Raw genomic sequence first — 16,854 nt, forward strand, 5'->3', positions numbered from 1 at the left:
CGACTCGGCGTGGTCGTCGAAGTAGTGCTCGGGGTCGACCAGGTTGGACGGGGCCTCCGCGTCGGAGACCACGAACAGCTCGTGCCCGGTCGGCTCGGCCCAGCGGCGCAGTTCGGTCTCCAGCAGCGGGGAGACGTGGCAGGGGCGGCCGTTGACCAGGTTGTAGGCGGCCATCACGCCGGTCGCGGCGCCGGAGGCGACGACCGGCCGGAACGCGGCGAGGTCGTACTCGTGCAGGACCCGGGGGCGCAGGCCGGAGGAGGTGGTGCAGCGGTCGTCCTCGTTGTTGTAGGCGAGGAAGTGCTTGAGCACGGGCGCCGCGCGCAGGTAGTCGGGGTGGTCGCCGGCCAGGCCGCGGCAGAACGCCTCGCCGACCCGGGCGGTGTGCACCGGGTCCTCGGAGTAGCCCTCCTCGTTGCGGCCCCAGCGCGGGTCGCGCAGCAGGTTCAGCACCGGCGCCCAGGCCTGCAGGCTGTTGGGCCCGCGGTCGGGGGCGACCGCCGGGGGGCGCTGGTGGTGGAACGCCCGCAGCTCGGTCGAGACCGCCTCGGCGACCCGGCGGACCAGGTCCTCGTCCCAGCTCGCGCCGAGGCCGACCGCCTGCGGGAAGGAGGTGGCCACGCCCAGCCAGGACACCCCGTGCAGGGCCTCGGCGCCGGTGCGGAACGCGGCAACTCCCAGGCGGGGGACGGCCGGTGCGTACTGGTGCAGCATCGCCAGCCGCTCGTCCGGAGCGAGCCGGTCGAGCAGGTCGTCGACGCGCTTGTCCAACGGTAGCGCGGGATCCCGGAACGGGAACAGGCCGGTGGCGGGCGTGGGCGTGGCACTCACGTGGGTAGACCCCTCGGGCAGATGGTCGAGGCTCGTTCGTCGAAGCCCATCGACGCTGACATGGCGCGCTCGTACGTGTCAACAGCCTTGCTGTGCCTGGAATTTATATTTGTTCAGGCCCTTGTCGAACCGGTAACCCATCGTTAGTGTCACCGAAACATCCAAGCGATTCGACAGTTTGCTGGAGAAGGGCCGCGCCATGAGACAAGGGTTGAACCGCCGAAGTTTCCTCAGCTCCGCCGCCACGGTCGCGGGGGCCGCCGCGATGGCGCCCCTGCTGTCCGCCTGCGGGGGCGGAGGCGGCAAGCACAAGGCCGGTGCCAACACCGAGCAGGGCCTGAAGGCCGCACTGCCCGCGTTCGTGCCCAACACCGCGGTGCCCGCGGACATCCCCGGAGTGTCGGGCGGCAGCAACGGCGCCGTGACCGACCCCGGGTTCCTCACCTACCCGGCGAACCCGGTCGCCACCGTCTCGGGCGTCCCCGGCAAGGGCGGCAGCTACACCGCCGTCACACCGTTGTGGGGCACCGTCCCGCCGGCCGGCAACTCCTTCTACGCGGCGATGAACAAGGCGCTGGGCGTCTCCTTCGAGATGAAGCCGGCCGACGGCAACAACTACAACACCATCATCCCGACCATGACGGCCGCCAAGAAGCTGCCCGACTGGATCAACCTACCGGCCTGGTGGAACTCCAACTTCAACACCGGCGGCCTCGCCGACTCCCAACTCGCCGACCTGACGCCCTACCTGGCCGGCGACAAGATCAAGAAGTACCCGAACCTCGCCGCCCTGCCCACCGGCGCCTGGCAGACGGGCGTGTGGGGCGACAAGCTCTACGGCATCCCCTGCTTCTCCACCGCCATGCCGCTCCCGGGCGCGGTCTTCTACCGCCGCGACCTGCTGGAGGCCAAGGGCATCACCGCCGACCAGGTCAAGTCCGCCGACGACCTGATGAACCTCGGCAAGGAGCTCACCGACGCCAAGGGCGGCGTGTGGGCCTTCGACGACGTCTGGACCTACCTGTCGATCGCCTGGGGCATCCCCGCCAAGTGGATCCTCAAGGACGGCAAGCTGGTCCACAAGTACGAGATGCCGGAGTTTCTGGAGGCGCTGGACTGGCACTACAAGCTGGCCACCTCCGGCTACCTGCACCCCGACGCGATCGCCGGCAACAACGCCGACGGCGGCACCCGCTTCTACGCCGGCAAGACCCTGATCGGCGGCGGCGGCCTCGGCGCCTGGAACCTCGCCGACCACCAGTCCGGCATCGCCGCCAACCCGGCCTACCGGCGCGGCGCGTTCAACATCATGACCGCCTCCGGCACCGGCACCCCGCAGATCTTCATGGGCTCCTCGTCCAGCATGCTGAGCTACCTCAACGCGAAGCTGAGGCCGGAGCAGATCGAGGAGCTGCTCGCCGTCGCCAACTACCTGGCCGCGCCGTACGGTTCGGCCGAGTACACGCTGGTCAACTTCGGCGTCGAGGGGGTCCACTACAACCGGGTGAACGGTGTGCCCACCGCTACCGAGGAGGGCAAGAAGGACGTCCAGGCGACGACCTTCCCGTTCCTGGCCGCCCCGCCCTCGGTGATCTCCAACCCCGGCGGCGACCAGGTCACCAAGGACTTCACCGCCTGGCAGGCCGCCAACGTCAAGACCCTCTACAAGCCGCTGTTCTGGAACATGAACCTCAGCATGCCGCAGACGATGGCCACCGCCGACAGCGGACAGGCCGTCGAGGACACCATCAAGGACTGCTACCACGGCAAGAAGAAGGTCTCGGACGTGCAGGCCGCCATCTCCACCTGGAAGTCCAACGGCGGTGACCGGCTGAAGGAGTGGATGACCGACAACGTCCTGAACAAGTACGGAACCGGGCAGTGAGCGCCGCGCGGTCGGAGCGGGGCGGAACCGGCAAGCTGCTGAACTGGCGGACGAGACTGCGGCGCGACAAGTCGCTGCTGCTGATGACCGTGCCCGCCGTGGTCCTCCTGCTGGTCTTCAACTACGCGCCGCTGTTCGGCCTGGTCACCGCGTTCCAGTACTACGACCCGCTGGTAGGCGTGCGCGACAGCGAATGGGCCGGCCTCGCGCAGTTCCAGCAGCTGTTCAACGACCCCCTGTTCTGGGGGGCGTTGAGGAACACCCTGTGGCTCAGCTTCGTCCAACTGGTGCTGTTCTTCCCCGTCCCGGTCGCGCTGGCCCTGCTGCTCAACACGGTGCTCAGCGAACGACTGCGGAACTTCATCCAGTCCGTGGTCTACCTGCCGCACTTCTTCTCCTGGGTGCTGGCCATCACCATCTTCCAGCAGATGCTCGGCGGCGCCGGGATCCTCAACCACTTCCTGCGCCAGCACGACATGCAGCCCTGGGACATCACGACCAACCCGCACACCTTCGCGCTGCTGGTCACCTCCCAGGCGGTGTGGAAGGAAGCCGGCTGGGGGATCATCGTCTTCCTCGCCGCCCTCGCCGCGATCAACAGCGAACTGTACGAGGCCGCCGCGGCGGACGGCGCCGGACGCTGGCGCCGGATGTGGCACATCACGCTGCCCGGCCTGCGCGGCGTGATCGTGCTGATGCTGGTGCTGCGCCTGGGCAACGCGCTGTCGGTCGGCTTCGAGCAGTTCCTGATCCAGCGCGAGGCGGTCGGCCACGAGACCGCCGACGTGCTGGACACCTTCTCCTTCTACTACGGCATCACCAACGGCAACTACAGCTTCGGCGCGGCGGCCGGCCTCTTCAAGAGCGTCATCTCGCTACTGCTGATCTGGGGCGCCAACAAACTGGCGCACGCCTTCGGCGAGGACGGGTTGTACCGGAAATGACGAACGCTCACCCCACACTCCGCTCCGGCGCCGCCCACGCCGCCTCCCGGCCGGTGCGGACCGGCCGCCGCGCCCGGGCCCGGGCCGGGCGGGCCCCTTGGGAGGAACCGCCCACGGTCATCGGCCAGACCGCCAAGGGCATCACCCTGACCGGCGTCCTCGCGGTGGTCGTCGTGCCGCTCTGGATCATCGTGCTGACCAGCTTCTCCACCCCCGGCGCCGTCAACCGGGCCGGCGGGCTGGTGATCTGGCCCGACGGCCTCAGCACGGAGGCCTACCGGCAGATGCTCGGCGACGGCACGGTGCGCACCGCGCTGATGGTCAGCCTGGGCATCACCCTGGTCGGCACCGCCGTGTCGATGGTGGTCTCGGTGCTCTGCGCGTACGGGCTGTCGCGCTCGCGCTCGCTCGGGCACCGCACGATCCTCAGCCTGCTGATCGTCACGATGTTCGTCAGCGGCGGCCTGATCCCCAGCTTCCTGGTGGTCACCGGCCTCGGCGGCTACGGCCAGTGGTGGTCGCTGATCCTGCCCAGCGCGGTGTCGGTGTTCAACATCCTGGTGCTGCGCGCCTTCTACTCCACCACCTCCAGCGACCTGATCGACGCCGCCCGGATCGACGGCGCGGGCGACTGGCGGATCCTGTGGTCCGTCGTGCTGCCCACCTCCCGGGCCGTCACCGCGGTGATCGCCCTGTTCTACGGCGTCGGCTACTGGAACTCCTTCTTCAACGTGATGCTCTACATGCCCACCGACGCCCAGAAGTGGCCGCTGCAGTACGTACTGCTGACCTACGTCAACCGTGGCAACGGCCTGCCCGGATCCGTGAACTCCGGCTTCGGCAGCACCCATGCGCAGACCGCGCCGCTGTCCCTGCAGATGGCCGTCGTGGTCCTGACCCTGGTCCCGCTGCTGCTGGTCTACCCGTTCATGCAGAAGCACTTCCGGGCCGGTGTGCTCACCGGCGCGATCAAGGGCTGAGCCGACACACACCGAAGGAAGTGGACCGATGGTGACCCTCGTCGATGTGGCCAGGTATGCGGGCGTGTCCGCCAGTACCGTGAGCTATGCGCTGAGCGGGAAGCGATCGATCTCGCGGAAGACCCGCGACCGCATCGAGCAGGCGATCGCCACGCTCGACTACCACCCCAACGCGGGTGCGCGGGCGCTGGCCGGGAAGCGGTCGCACATCATCGCCCTGATGGTGCCGCTGCACACCGAGGTGCACGTGCCGACCATGATGGAGATCGCCATCGCGGTCACCGTGGCGGCCCGCGAGCACGGCTACGACGTGCTGCTGCTCACCAACGACGAGGGCCCCGACGGCGTCCAGCGGGTCGCCGCCAGCGGCCTGGCCGACGGCGTCATCCTGATGGACGTCCGCCTGGACGACGAGCGCGTCCCCGTGCTGCACGCACGGGGCGTGCCCGCCGCGCTGATCGGCCTGCCCGCCGACCCGGCCGGACTGTCCTGCGTCGACCACGACTTCGCCACCGCGGGCGCCCTGTGCGCCGACCACCTCGCCGACCTCGGCCACCGCGACGTCGCCTTCATCGGCTACGGCAGCGCCGTCTACCAGCGCCACGCCGGCTACGCCGAACGCACCCTGACCGGCTTCCGGGAACGCGCCGAGGCCCGCGGCCTGCGGTCCTTGCACCGCCCCTGCGAGGGCACCTACGAGTCCACCGCCGGCACCCTGGCCAGGATCCTCGCCGACCGCCCCGACACCACCGCCTTCGTGGTCCAGAACGAACGCGCCATCGGCCCGCTGCTCTCCCTGCTCCGGGCCGGCGGGCGGACTGTCCCGGAGGACGCCTCGGTGATCGCGATCTGCCCCGACGTCCTGGCCGAACAGCACTCCCCCCGCCTCACCTCCGTCTCCAGCCCGAAGAAGGAACTCGGCCAACTCGCCGTCGACCAGGTCATGGCCAGGATCGACGCGCACGCCGAGGCCCGCGACCCGGAGGACCGACTCCTCCTGATGCCACCGGAACTGGTGGTCCGCGAAAGCACCGCCCCGGCCCCGCGCCGCACCTGACACACCGGCCGCGGCCGGCAACGCGCGAGCCGCCCCCGACGTGTCTCTCCGCCGAAGGAGGGCATCATGACCGACCCGCACGAGACGATCCGCTGGGGCCACGACGCCCTGGAGCTGGAGATCGCCCTGGACGACCAGGGGGCCGCTCGCCTGGTCCGGCTCGGCGCACCGGGAGAGGGGAGCACCGCCCCGCGCCCCGGCGCACCGCTGCCGCTGGTGGAGGTGACGACCGCCGGCCTCGGCCGCTACTGGTCGGGCCGACACCTCGTCAACACCGTCCTCGGCGCGCGCCTGCGCCACCGCTCGCACCACGCTGCCCGGGACGGCGACCAGCACGTGCTCACCGTCGAACTCCACGAGCCGGAGACCGGCTTGACCGCCGTGGCGGTCTACCGGTCGACGGACGGCCTGCCGGTGCTGCGCAGCGAAGTCCTGCTGCGCAACGAAGGGTCGCGGACGCTGCACCTGGAGTCGGTCGGCTCGCTCGTGACGGGTGGTCTGACCGGAGGCGCTCCGACTGCCCTGGACGATGCCGAGCTGCTGTGGGCGGAGAACGAGTGGTTCGCCGAATTCCGCTGGCAGCGCGAGCCGCTACGGGCGTCCTCGCCGGAGCGCAGCGGCCGCTTCCACACGACCGCCGGCCGCAGCACCCGTGTCGTGGCCGGGCAGGGCGTGTGGTCCAGCTGCGGCCGGCTGCCGATGGGCGGACTGACGGACCGTCGGTCCGGGCGGACCTGGCTGTGGCAGATCGAGCACAACGGCGGTGGCTGGCGCTGGGAGTGCGGGGTGCGCGACGACACCGCGTACGCCGCACTGTACGGCCCGAACGACGCCGACCACGGCTGGCGCCACCCGCTGGAGCCCGGCGCGGAGTTCCGCACCGTGCCGGTGGCTCTCGCGCTCTCCTCGGACGGTGGTCCGGACGGCGCCTTCGCCGCCCTGACCCGCTACCGCCGCGCCACCCGCCGCCCGCACCGGGACCACACCGAGCTGCCGGTGATCTTCAACGACTACATGAACTGCCTGATGGGCGACCCCACGTCGGACAAGCTGCTGCCGCTGGTGGACGCCGCCGCCGACGCCGGCGCGGAGTACTTCGTCATCGACGCCGGCTGGTACGCCGAGCAGGACGACAACTGGTGGGAGAGCGTCGGGGCGTGGCAACCCTCGGTCTCCCGCTTCCCCGGGCCGGGCGGGATCCACCAGGTGCTGGACCGCATCCGCGAGCGCGGCATGGTGCCCGGCCTGTGGCTGGAGCCGGAGGCGGTCGGGGTGTCCAGCCCGCTGGCGAAGTCACTGCCCGAGGAGGCGTTCTTCCGGCGCGACGGGCAGCGGATCGAGGAGGGCGGCGGCCGCCACCACCTCGACCTGCGTCACCCCGCGGCCCGGGCGCACCTGGACGCGGTGGTGGACCGCCTGGTCGGCGACTGGGGCGTCGGCTACCTGAAACTGGACCACAACACCGACCCCGGCTCCGGCACCAGCGCCCACCCCGGGGAGGCCCCGGCGGCCGGTCTGCTCGGCCACAACCGGGCCCAACTCGACTGGCTGGACGGCCTGTTGGACCGGCACCCCGAGCTGGTGCTGGAGAACTGCGCGTCCGGCGGCATGCGGCTCGACCACGCGCTGCTGTCCCGGATGCAGGTGCAGTCCACCAGCGACCAGCAGGACCTGCTGCGCTACGCCCCGATCGCTGCTGCCGCCCCGACCGCGGTCACTCCCGAGCAGAGCGCTTGCTGGGCGTACCCGCTGCCCGAGGACTCGCTCGACGAGGTGGCGTTGACCATGGCGAACGCGCTGCTCGGCCGCATCCACCTGTCCGGTCGGCTCACCGAACTCGCCCCGGAAGCACGGGACTTGGTACATGAGGCGGTCGCCGTCCACAAGTCGATCCGGGCCGACCTGCCGACGGCGCTGCCCGCCTGGCCGCTCGGGCTCCCGGGCTGGGAGGACGCGTGGATCGCCCTGGCGCTCCACACCCCCGCCACCACCTACGTCACCGCCTGGCGGCGCTCCGGCGAGGAGGCCGCCAGGGATCTCCCCCTGCCGCACCTGGCCGGCGCCGATGTCCGGGTCGAGGTGCTCTACCCGGCGGGCGGCAAGGCCTCCACCGCCTGGCGCGCCGAGACCGGTGACCTCACCCTGACCCTGCCGGCCGCCCCGTCCGCCGTCCTGCTGCGCCTCACCGAGGACCCGTCCGGCAGGAGTTGACGATCCATCAGGGGATCGCGCGTCCGGACCGCCGGCGTCCGACCGACCGGACCGGGTGCTCATCTGTCATGCCCAGATCACGCCCAACCCTGCACCGAAGCCCCGAAAGGAACCGACCGCGTGTCAGACCAGCCCCAGCCGACCGGCACCGTCCCCAACCCGGTGATCCCCGGCTTCCACCCCGACCCCAGCGTCTGCCGCGTGGGCGACGACTACTACCTCGCCTGCTCCAGCTTCGAGTACTTCCCCGGCATCCCCGTCTTCCACAGCCGCGACCTGGTCCACTGGCGGCAGATCGGCAACGCCCTGGACCGCCCGAGCCAGCTGCGGCTCCCGCTCGACAAGCCCTCCTCCGGCGGGATCTACGCCCCCACGCTGCGCCACCACGACGGCCGGTTCCACCTGATCGTCACCAACGTCAGCGACCGCGGCAACATGCTCCTCACCGCCACCGACCCGGCCGGTCCGTGGTCCGACCCGGTCCACATGCCCGGAGTCCCCGGGATCGACCCGGACCTCGCCTGGGACGAGGACGGCACCTGCTGGGTCACCGTGGCCGGCGTCTCGCAGGTCCGGCTCGACCCGACGACCGGCGAGGTCCTCGGCGAGCCGCAGCGGATCTGGTCCGGCACTCCCGGCACCCTCGCCCCCGAGGCCCCGCACCTGTACCGGATCGGCGAGTACTGGTACCTGATGATCGCCGAGGGCGGCACCGAACGCGGCCACGGCGTCTCCGTCGCCCGCGGCCGAACCCCGTCCGGGCCGTTCGAGCCCTGCCCGCACAACCCGGTCCTGACCCACCGCAGCACCGCCCGCCCCGTCCAGAACACCGGCCACGCCGACCTCGTCCAGGCGCCCGACGGCTCCTGGTGGATGGTGCTGCTCGCCGTGCGGCCGCGCGGCGGCACCCCTGGCTGGCACGTGCTCGGCCGGGAGACCTTCCTCACCCCGGTCGAGTGGGTGGACGGCTGGCCGGTGGTCGGCGAGGTCACCCTCGAACTGCCCACCCCCTCTTGGCCGTTGCACCCAGTGCCGGAGGTGCCGGCCCGGGACGACTTCGACCAGGCCGAGCTGGACCGGCAGTGGATCTCGGTGCGCGAGCGCCCGGAGCAGCTGTGCACCACGAAGGAACGTTCCGGCTGGCTGACCCTCCGCGCCGCCGGCGCCTCCCTCGACGAGCCCGACGCGGTGTTCGTCGGCCGCCGCCAGCAGCACCTCGCCTGCCGCGCCCGCACCCTGATCGACCCCACCGACGGCCGCGGCGGCCTGGCCGTCCGGCTGGACGAGGAGCACCACTACGAGATCGAAGCAGGCGGCGGCGAGGTGAAGGTCCTCGCCCGGGTCGGCTCGCTGCGGAGCGAGGTCGCCTCCGTGCCGGTGCCCACCGGAGCGGTGGTGCTCGGCCTGGAGATCGCCCCGGAGCCCCCGCGCGGCGCACGGACCGGACCGGACACCCTCTCCTTCGGCATCGAGGAGCCGGACGGCACCTTCACCGTGCTCGCCTCGCTCGGCGGCCGCTACCTGTCCACCGAGGTCGCCGGCGGCTTCACCGGCCGGGTCATCGGCATGTACGCCGCGGCCGGGACGGTCCACTTCGACCGGTTCGACTACGAAGCCATTCCGCTTCCCTGACCACCCGTCAGCTCTTCATCACTCCGCGCGAAAGGGACTACTCGTGAACGACGCACAGCAGACCGCACACCCGCGCAGCCGCCGACTCCGGTGGACGGCCGGCCTCGTGGTGGCCCTGGTCACCGCGGGCAGCCTCGCCGGCGGCACCGCGGTCGCCGCACCGGCCGACCACGCCAAGGACCGGCCCCGGCCGGTCCGGGTCCCGACCGACCCGATGGCCGCCGTGGCCCAGATGCAGCCCAGCTGGAACCTCGGCAACACCTTCGACGCCCTCCCCGACGAGACCTCCTGGGGCAACCCGCTCACCACCAAGGCCACCTTCGACGGCCTCAAGGCGCAGGGCTTCCGCAGCGTCCGCATCCCCGTCTCCTGGTACCCGCACCAGTCCGCCACCGCCCCCTACACCATCGACGCGGCGTGGATGGCGCGGGTCAAGCAGGTCGTCGACTGGGCCCTGGCGGACGGCCTCTACGTCGAGATCAACGTCCACCACGACTCCTGGCAGTGGATCGCGAACATGTCCGCCGACCACGACAACGTGCTGGCGCGGTTCGACGCGACCTGGCAGCAGATCGCCGCCGCCTTCAAGGACGAGCCGCGTGCGCTGCTGATGGAAAGCATCAACGAGCCGCAGTTCTCCAACGCGACCGACGCCCAGAAGACCCAGTACCTGCGGGAGCTCAACACCTCGTTCCACCGCATCGTCCGGGGCAGCGGCGGCCAGAACAAGGACCGCCTGCTCGTCCTGCCCTCGGAGGAGACCAACAACGCCCAGCACTGGCTCGACGACCTGTCGACCACGATGAACACGCTGCACGACCGCAACCTGGTCGCCACCGTGCACTACTACAGCTGGTACCCGTTCAGCGTGAACATCGCCAACGGCCCGACCTACGACGCCACGGCCCAGGCCGATTTGCACGACGGCTTCGCCCGGGTGCACAACACCTTCGTCGCCAAGGGCGTCCCCGTCTACCTCGGCGAGTTCGGCCTGCTCACCTCGCCCTACTCCGGCGTGGTCGAGCGCGGGGAGATGCTGAAGTACTTCGAGCACGTCAGCTACGAGGCGCGGGCCAACGGCATGACCACCGCCGTCTGGGATGCCGCCAACGACTTCCTGAACCGCTCCACCATGCAGTGGATGGTCCCCGAGATGAAGGCCCTGATCCAGACCTCCTGGCGGACCCGCTCGGGCACCGCCTCCTCCGACAACGTCTTCGTGCCGGCCTCCGGTGCCATCCCGGCGCAGACCATCACCCTGAACCCCAACGGGCTCTCGTTCGCGGGGTTGTGGCAGGGCGACACCCCGCTGACCCCGTCCCTCGACTACACCCTCAGCGGCGACCGGCTCACCCTGACCGCCGACGCCCTCACCCGGTTGGCGGGCGACCGCGCCACCGGCGTCAACGCCACCCTCGAGGTCCGCTACTCCAACGGCGTCCCGTGGAAGCTCTTCGTGCGCTCCTACGGCCAGGCAGTGCTGTCCGATGCCACCGGCACCATCGACGGGCTCACCATCCCGACCCGGTTCAACGGTTCCCTGATGGCCAACGTCGAGTCCACGTACGCCGACGGCACCGCCGCCGGCCCGGCCTCCTGGACCACCTACCAGTCCTTCGACAACTACCGCGCCGACTACGTCGCCGACACCACCACCGTCAAGGCCGACTTCCTCAAGTCGCTCAAGGACGACGCCCCCGTGACGCTCACCTTCCGCTTCTGGACCGGTGCCACCGTCACCTACCACCTCACCAAGTCCGGCACCACGGTCACCGGCACCGCCTCCTGACACACCACCAGGAGACCCCGGCGGGGCCGGGGTCTCCTGGTGTTCGAGGGGACGTCCGACCGAGGGCCGGAGGTCGTCGCGGTCGGCCCGGGCGCCGACCGGGTACGCGTCGGCGACCGTGTCGCCTCCACGCTCTTCCCGTCCTGGCAGGACGGCCCCTTCGCGGTCGAGCACCTCGCACAGCGCGGCGGCTCCCTGGACGGCCTGCTCACGGAGTTCGCGCTGCTCGACGCGGACTCCCTGGTGGCCGTCCCGGCGCACCTGTCGTACGAGGAGGCGGCGACCCTGCCGTGTGCGGCGGTCACGGCGTGGAACGCGCTCACCGGCGGCGGAGCGGGCCTTGGGCCCGGCCACACCGTCGTCGTACAGGGCTCCGGCGGTGTCTCCCTCTTCGCGCTCCAGTTCGCCAAGGCGCTGGGCGCGCGCGTGATCGCGACGACCAGCAGTCCCGCCAAGGCCGCGCGGCTGCGCGACCTCGGCGCGGACGAGGTCGTCGACTACTCAGCCACGCCCGACTGGGCCGCCGAGGTCCGCACGCTCACCAGCGGGCGGGGCGCCGACCACATCGTCGACGCCGCGGGCCTGCTCCGCGAGTCGGTCCGGGCCATCGCCATGACGGGCACGATCGCGTGCGTCGGTTTCGTCGGCGGAGCCGCCGTGCCCCTCGATCCCAGCGCCCTGTTCGCCTCCAACGCGACCGTCCGGACCGTCGCCGTCGGAAGCCGTGCGCAGTTCACCGCGATGAATGCCTTCATCGCAACGCACGGGCTGCGGCCGGTGATCGACCGTGTCTTCCCGTTCGACGCGGCCGTGGACGCCTACCGCTACTACATGACGGGCGGTCCGTTCGGAAAGATCGTCGTCAACCGCTCCGACACCTCCGCGCGGGTCGGGCGGCAGGGCTGACCGGCTGCAGGGCTGACGGTCGGTCAACACCCCGGTCGGCGAGGCGGCGTCAGGTCGGAGCGCCGATCGCCGGCGGGGTGGTCAGTCGACCGCGACGGTGTCCTGCGCGGCGCCGACGCGCCAGGCGCCGTGCTCCTTGACCAGGACGTCTAGCACCGTGGCGGTCGGGGGCTGGTCAGGGAACGGGGATCCGGTCCGGGGCCGGGGCCTGGACCGAGGTGGTGGGGCCGTGGCGCGGGGTGGGCCGCAGCGGCCACCAGAGGGTGCGGCCCAGGAGGGCGGCCACGGCGGGGACCAGGACCAGCGAGAGGACGACGGCGGAGAGCAGGATGCCGAGCGTCAGCGCGAAGGCGACCTGCTCGCTGCCCGGGGTGGTCGCGAGGGTGGCGAAGGAGCCGGCCAGCACCAGGCCCGCCGTGGCGATCGCCGGGGCGGTGTGGCGGACGGCTCGGGCCACCGCGCCGCGGACCGGCCCGGGGTGCTGCGTCTCCTCGCGGATCCGGTCGGTGATGAGGATGTTGTAGTCGGTGCCCAGGGCCACGACGAACAGGAACAGCACCAGCGGGAGGGTGAAGCTGACACCGGGCTTGTCCAGCAGGTGCTGGAACACCAGGGTCGAGGCGCCGAGGGTGGCGGCGAAGCCGAGCCCGACGGAGAGCATCAGCACCACCGGGGCGAGCAGGCTGCGCAGGAGCAGCAGCAGGATCAGGGCGATCAGGGCGGCCGCGACCGGGAAGACGATGGTCAGGTCGTGGTCGACGGCGCGGGAGATGTCGGCGAAGATCGCCGCCGTGCCGCCCACGTGGGCGCTCGTCCCGGCCGGGGTGTGCGCGGTCACCGCGGCGCGGACCGGGCCGGAGGCCAGGTCGCGGGCCCGCTGGCTCTGCGGCTCGGCGGTCAGGAAGAGGTCGATCCGGGCGGCCCGGTGGTCCGCGTTCAGGACGGTGCCGCCCACCTGGCCGACGCCCTCGACCTGGCCGAGCGCACGGGAGAGGCCCTCGAGCCGGCGGGCGTCCAGGGTGGCGCCGTCGGTGGCGGTGACGTAGACGCTGGTCGGGTCGGACACGCCGGCCGGCAGCGCGCGGGAGATCTCCGTGGCGGTCACGGCCGCCGGCGTCCCGGAGCCGCCGCCCTGCCCGTAGTCCATCCGGATCCCGGCCATCCCCGCGGCCAGGGCGCCGAGCAGCACGACGGAGGCGCCGAGCATCGCCAGCGGACGGCGGGCGACCAGGGCGCCGTAGCGGGCGGCGACGCCTTCGCGCGGTTCCCGGCGCAGGCTGCGGGAGGGCCAGAACATCCGGCGGCCGCAGGCGGCGAGCAGGGCCGGCATCAGGGTGAGGCTGCCCAGCAGCATGACCAGGACGGCGACGGCGATGGCCGGGCCGAGCGACCGGAACTGGCCGAAGCTCGCGACGCCCAGCGTCGCGAAGGCGGCCACGATGGTCAGCGCCGCCGAGGTGATCGCCGTGCCGACCCGGCCGGACACCTCGGCGGCGGCCTCGCGGGCGGGCTGGTCGGGCCGGGCCCGCAGCTGCTCGCGGAACCGGAAGAGCAGGAACAGCAGGTAGTCGATCCCGATGCCGAGCAGCACCACGGCGATCAGACCCGGGGTGGAGGCGTCCAGCTTGAGTCGGGTGAGCGCCGCGGCGCCGGCCACGGCCCCGTTGGCCGCGCCGCTGATCATGGCGACGGCGAGCAACGGCAGCAGCGCGGCGAGCACGCTGCGGAACACCAGGACGTTGAGCAGCACGATCAGGCCCATCACCAGGGCGCCGCCGATCGTCGTGGCGGTCCGGTTGGCGTCGGCGGTGTCGGCGGCCTCGGCCAGGCCGCCGGTGAAGCCGGTGCGCATCCCGGCCTCGCCGAACTGCGCGCGGGCACCGTCCCGGAAGGCGCGGTAGACGCTCTGGACGCCTTGGTCCGTGGCGTTCCCGGTCAGCTCGGCGGAGAGCAGTTCGAAGCTCCGGTCGGGGGCGACCATCGCCGGCGCGACCCGGGGGGTCTGGGAGTGGTCGGGCACCAGGAACTCCGGCTCGTCCTCCTTCCGGGGCATGACCACCCGGCGCTGCCCGAGCTTCGCCGCCTCCGCCTCGATCCGCTGCTGGTCGGCGGGGGTGAGGGCCTTGCCGTCGGTGCGGGCGACCAGCACCGTCACCGTGCTGGCGTCGGGCTTCACCCCGAACTGCTCCTCGGCGATCCGCAGCGCCGCGGCCGAGTCGTAGCTGCTGGGCAGGAAGTCGCCACTCTGCGACTGGGTGACGCGGGAGATCAGCATCGGGCTCAGCACGCCCAGCCCGATGCCCAGCACCACCCAGAGGGCGATCACCTTCCAGGCGTGTCTGGTGGAAAATCGGGTCAGTGCGCGGATCACGGTGTCCTCCGGCTGATGGACGCGAACGTCGGCTTCGGTACCGGGGGTTCCCGGCCGGTTTCCAGACCATCAGGTGAGAGGGGTGCCGGGCGTCCGGGCAGCGGACGATCCGGGGTCGGGGCCCCGCTCCCCCGGCCGGCCCGGAACCAGGACCGTGGTCCTGGTTCCGGGCCGGTCGCTCTCGGCCGCGGGGACCACGCCCGGCCCGGCGGGGCGATGCCAGAATGGGGGCATCATGGCTGATCAGCCCGGGAGGACCGAGATGAACGGGCGTCAGCGCCCCGGAGCGGACGCGGCAGCGCCGCCGAGCCGGACGGACGACGGCACGCCGAGCCGGACGGACGGCGGCGCGCCGGGACGGACGGACGGCAGCCCGTGGAGTCAACCCGACGCCTTGGTGGCCGTCACCGCCGGCGTGCTCGACCTGGTCGCCTACCTGCTCGTCAACCAGGTGGACGGCAGCCGCGGCGTCACCGCGTCGGGCTTCGTCCTCATCGTCCTGTCGAGCCTGCCCCTGCTCGCCCGGCGGCATCGTCCGGCGCTGGTGCTCTACGCCGTCCTGGTCCTCGAAGCGCTGATCAACGTGGTGGCTCCGATGGGCATCCACTACGGGGCCGTCCTGACGGTGGCCGTCTACTCGGCCGCCCGGCGCTGCTCCGCGCCCGTCACGGCGGCCGCCGGCGTGGTGACGGCGGTGACCACGATGCTGAGCCAGAGCCGGTTCGGCGCGCTGTCCTGGGAGGAGGTCCTCGCCCCCGTCCTCTCCACCGCGCTCGTGGCCGGCGCCGGCGCCGCGGTCTCCCGCTGGCAACGGCAGGTGGCCGCCAATCGCCAACTGCTGGCCGACCGCGCGGTCGCCGAGGAACGCCGCCGCATCGCCCGGGAGTTGCACGACATCGTGGCCCACCACATCACCACCATGCAGCTGATGGCCGGTGGCGCCCGGGCCAACCTCGGCAACCAGGAGGTGGTCCGGGACGCCCTGGTCACCCTGGAGTCCTCCGGACGGCTTGCACTGCGCGAGATGCGCCAGCTGCTGAACGTCCTGCGGGCCGGCGACGAACCGGACACCGTCCCGCCGTCGCCGCAGCCCGGGACGGAGGACCTCGAACGGCTGGTGGAGGATTCCCGCCGGGCCGGGCTGCCCACCGACCTCGACATCCGCGGCCCCCGGGTGCCGCTGCCGCCGACCGTCGGCCTGACCGTGTTCCGCATCGTCCAGGAGGCCCTCACCAACGCCCGCAAGTACGCGGGGCCGGCCAGCGCGACGGTCCGGCTGACGTACCGGGCGGACGGGATCACCGTCGAGGTGCGGGACGACGGCCTGGGCGTCACGCCCCAGGACGCCGGGCCGTCGGCCGGGGACCGCGGCGGGTACGGCCTGATCGGCATGCGCGAACGCGTCGCCCTGCACGGCGGCACGCTGGCCACCGGGCCCCGGCCGGACGGCGGCTTCGCCGTGCTGGCCGACCTGCCACTGGCCGCGGACGAGACCGCCGAGGCGGCCGTCCAGCACGGGAGGGTGGCCCGATGACCGCAACGACCACCGAGACGCCGACGACGATCCGGGTCCTGCTGGTGGACGACCAGCCGCTGGTCCGGCGCGGGCTGTTCCTGATCCTCTCGCCGGACCCGTCCTTCGAGGTGGTGGGCGAGGCCGAGGACGGCGAGCAGGCCGTCGCGCTCGCCCACCGGCTACGACCCGACGTCGTGGTGATGGACATCCGGATGCCGGTCCTGGACGGTGTCGACGCGACCGAGGTGCTGGCCCGCACCGTGCCCTCATGCAAGGTCCTCGCGCTCAGCACCTTCGACATGGACGAGTACGTGGTGGCCGCGCTGCGGGCCGGTGCCCACGGGTTCCTGCCCAAGGACGTCTCACCGGAGGACCTCGCCACGGCGATCCGCACCGTGCACGCCGGGGAGGCGGCGGTCGCCCCGCGCCTGCTCACCCGACTGATCTCCACCTACGTCCGGGCGCCCCTCGACAGCCCCCCGCCGCCCGCCGTCGCGACGGGGGATCTCACGCCGCGCGAGGTGGAAGTGTGGCGGCTGATGGCGACCGGCCTGGACAACTCCGGGATCGCCCGGGCGATGGACATCAGCAGCTCCACGGTGAAGAACCACATCACCAGCATCTTCGGCAAGCTCGACGTCCGGGACCGCGCCCAGGCGGTCATCGCGGCCTACGAGTCCGGCCTGGTCACCGCCCGTACGGGCAGCGATTGATGTCCTTGACGCGGACGCC

12 protein-coding genes are annotated in these 16,854 nt (G+C 72.0%); 10 read left to right on the top strand and 2 right to left on the bottom strand.

Features of this window, described 5'->3' with window-relative positions; genetic code table 11:
• A partial coding sequence (locus AB0K51_RS13975) for a glycoside hydrolase family 3 N-terminal domain-containing protein (RefSeq protein ID WP_363454064.1) occupies positions 1 to 831 on the bottom strand: 831 nt, incomplete at its 3' end.
• 211 nt (positions 832 to 1,042) lie between these two features.
• On the opposite strand from AB0K51_RS13975, the gene AB0K51_RS13980 reads away from it, so the two are divergent.
• The 8 genes from AB0K51_RS13980 (at position 1,043) to AB0K51_RS14015 (ending at position 12,235) form a co-directional block, all read left to right on the top strand.
• Positions 1,043 to 2,716: a Tat pathway signal sequence domain protein gene (locus tag AB0K51_RS13980; protein WP_363454066.1), complete on the top strand. Its 1,674-nt coding sequence runs from the start codon at positions 1,043 to 1,045 to the stop codon at positions 2,714 to 2,716.
• Positions 2,713 to 3,660 carry an ABC transporter permease subunit gene (locus AB0K51_RS13985; protein ID WP_363454068.1) on the top strand — a complete coding sequence of 316 codons (948 nt, stop codon included), beginning with the start codon at positions 2,713 to 2,715 and terminating at the stop codon, positions 3,658 to 3,660. Before AB0K51_RS13980 ends, AB0K51_RS13985 begins: the two co-directional genes overlap by 4 nt.
• Positions 3,657 to 4,640, top strand: a complete 984-nt coding sequence (locus tag AB0K51_RS13990) for a carbohydrate ABC transporter permease (RefSeq protein ID WP_363454070.1) — start codon at positions 3,657 to 3,659, stop codon at positions 4,638 to 4,640. Before AB0K51_RS13985 ends, AB0K51_RS13990 begins: the two co-directional genes overlap by 4 nt.
• Positions 4,641 to 4,668: 28 nt before the next feature.
• Positions 4,669 to 5,697: a LacI family DNA-binding transcriptional regulator gene (locus AB0K51_RS13995; protein WP_363454072.1), complete on the top strand. Its 1,029-nt coding sequence runs from the start codon at positions 4,669 to 4,671 to the stop codon at positions 5,695 to 5,697.
• Between the two features lie 66 nt (positions 5,698 to 5,763).
• Positions 5,764 to 7,908, top strand: coding sequence for a glycoside hydrolase family 36 protein (locus AB0K51_RS14000; RefSeq protein ID WP_363454074.1), 2,145 nt, complete (start codon positions 5,764 to 5,766; stop codon positions 7,906 to 7,908).
• A gap of 120 nt (positions 7,909 to 8,028) precedes the next feature.
• The gene (locus AB0K51_RS14005) at positions 8,029 to 9,540 is read left to right on the top strand and encodes a glycoside hydrolase family 43 protein (RefSeq protein WP_363454076.1); all 1,512 of its coding nucleotides are present in this window, start codon (positions 8,029 to 8,031) and stop codon (positions 9,538 to 9,540) included.
• Between the two features lie 43 nt (positions 9,541 to 9,583).
• Positions 9,584 to 11,329 carry a cellulase family glycosylhydrolase gene (locus tag AB0K51_RS14010; RefSeq protein WP_363454078.1) on the top strand — a complete coding sequence of 582 codons (1,746 nt, stop codon included), beginning with the start codon at positions 9,584 to 9,586 and terminating at the stop codon, positions 11,327 to 11,329.
• A 39-nt stretch (positions 11,330 to 11,368) separates the two neighbouring features.
• The gene (locus tag AB0K51_RS14015; protein WP_363454080.1) at positions 11,369 to 12,235 is read left to right on the top strand and encodes an NAD(P)-dependent alcohol dehydrogenase; all 867 of its coding nucleotides are present in this window, start codon (positions 11,369 to 11,371) and stop codon (positions 12,233 to 12,235) included.
• Between the two features lie 175 nt (positions 12,236 to 12,410).
• Here the strand turns inward: AB0K51_RS14015 and AB0K51_RS14020 are convergent, their stop codons facing one another.
• Complete coding sequence (locus tag AB0K51_RS14020; protein ID WP_363454082.1) at positions 12,411 to 14,606, bottom strand: MMPL family transporter; 2,196 nt, start codon at positions 14,604 to 14,606, stop codon at positions 12,411 to 12,413.
• 262 nt (positions 14,607 to 14,868) lie between these two features.
• Between AB0K51_RS14020 and AB0K51_RS14025 the strand changes: the two genes are divergently transcribed.
• On the top strand, positions 14,869 to 16,140 hold the full coding sequence (locus AB0K51_RS14025; RefSeq protein WP_363454084.1) for a sensor histidine kinase: 1,272 nt from the start codon (positions 14,869 to 14,871) through the stop codon (positions 16,138 to 16,140).
• Entirely contained in the window at positions 16,137 to 16,835 is a 699-nt protein-coding gene (locus tag AB0K51_RS14030) for a response regulator transcription factor (RefSeq protein ID WP_363454086.1), read from the top strand. Before AB0K51_RS14025 ends, AB0K51_RS14030 begins: the two co-directional genes overlap by 4 nt.
• The last annotated feature ends 19 nt before the right edge of the window (positions 16,836 to 16,854 follow it).

Origin of the sequence: Kitasatospora sp. NPDC049285, assembly GCF_040678815.1 — a bacterium.
Lineage (GTDB): Bacteria > Actinomycetota > Actinomycetes > Streptomycetales > Streptomycetaceae > Kitasatospora.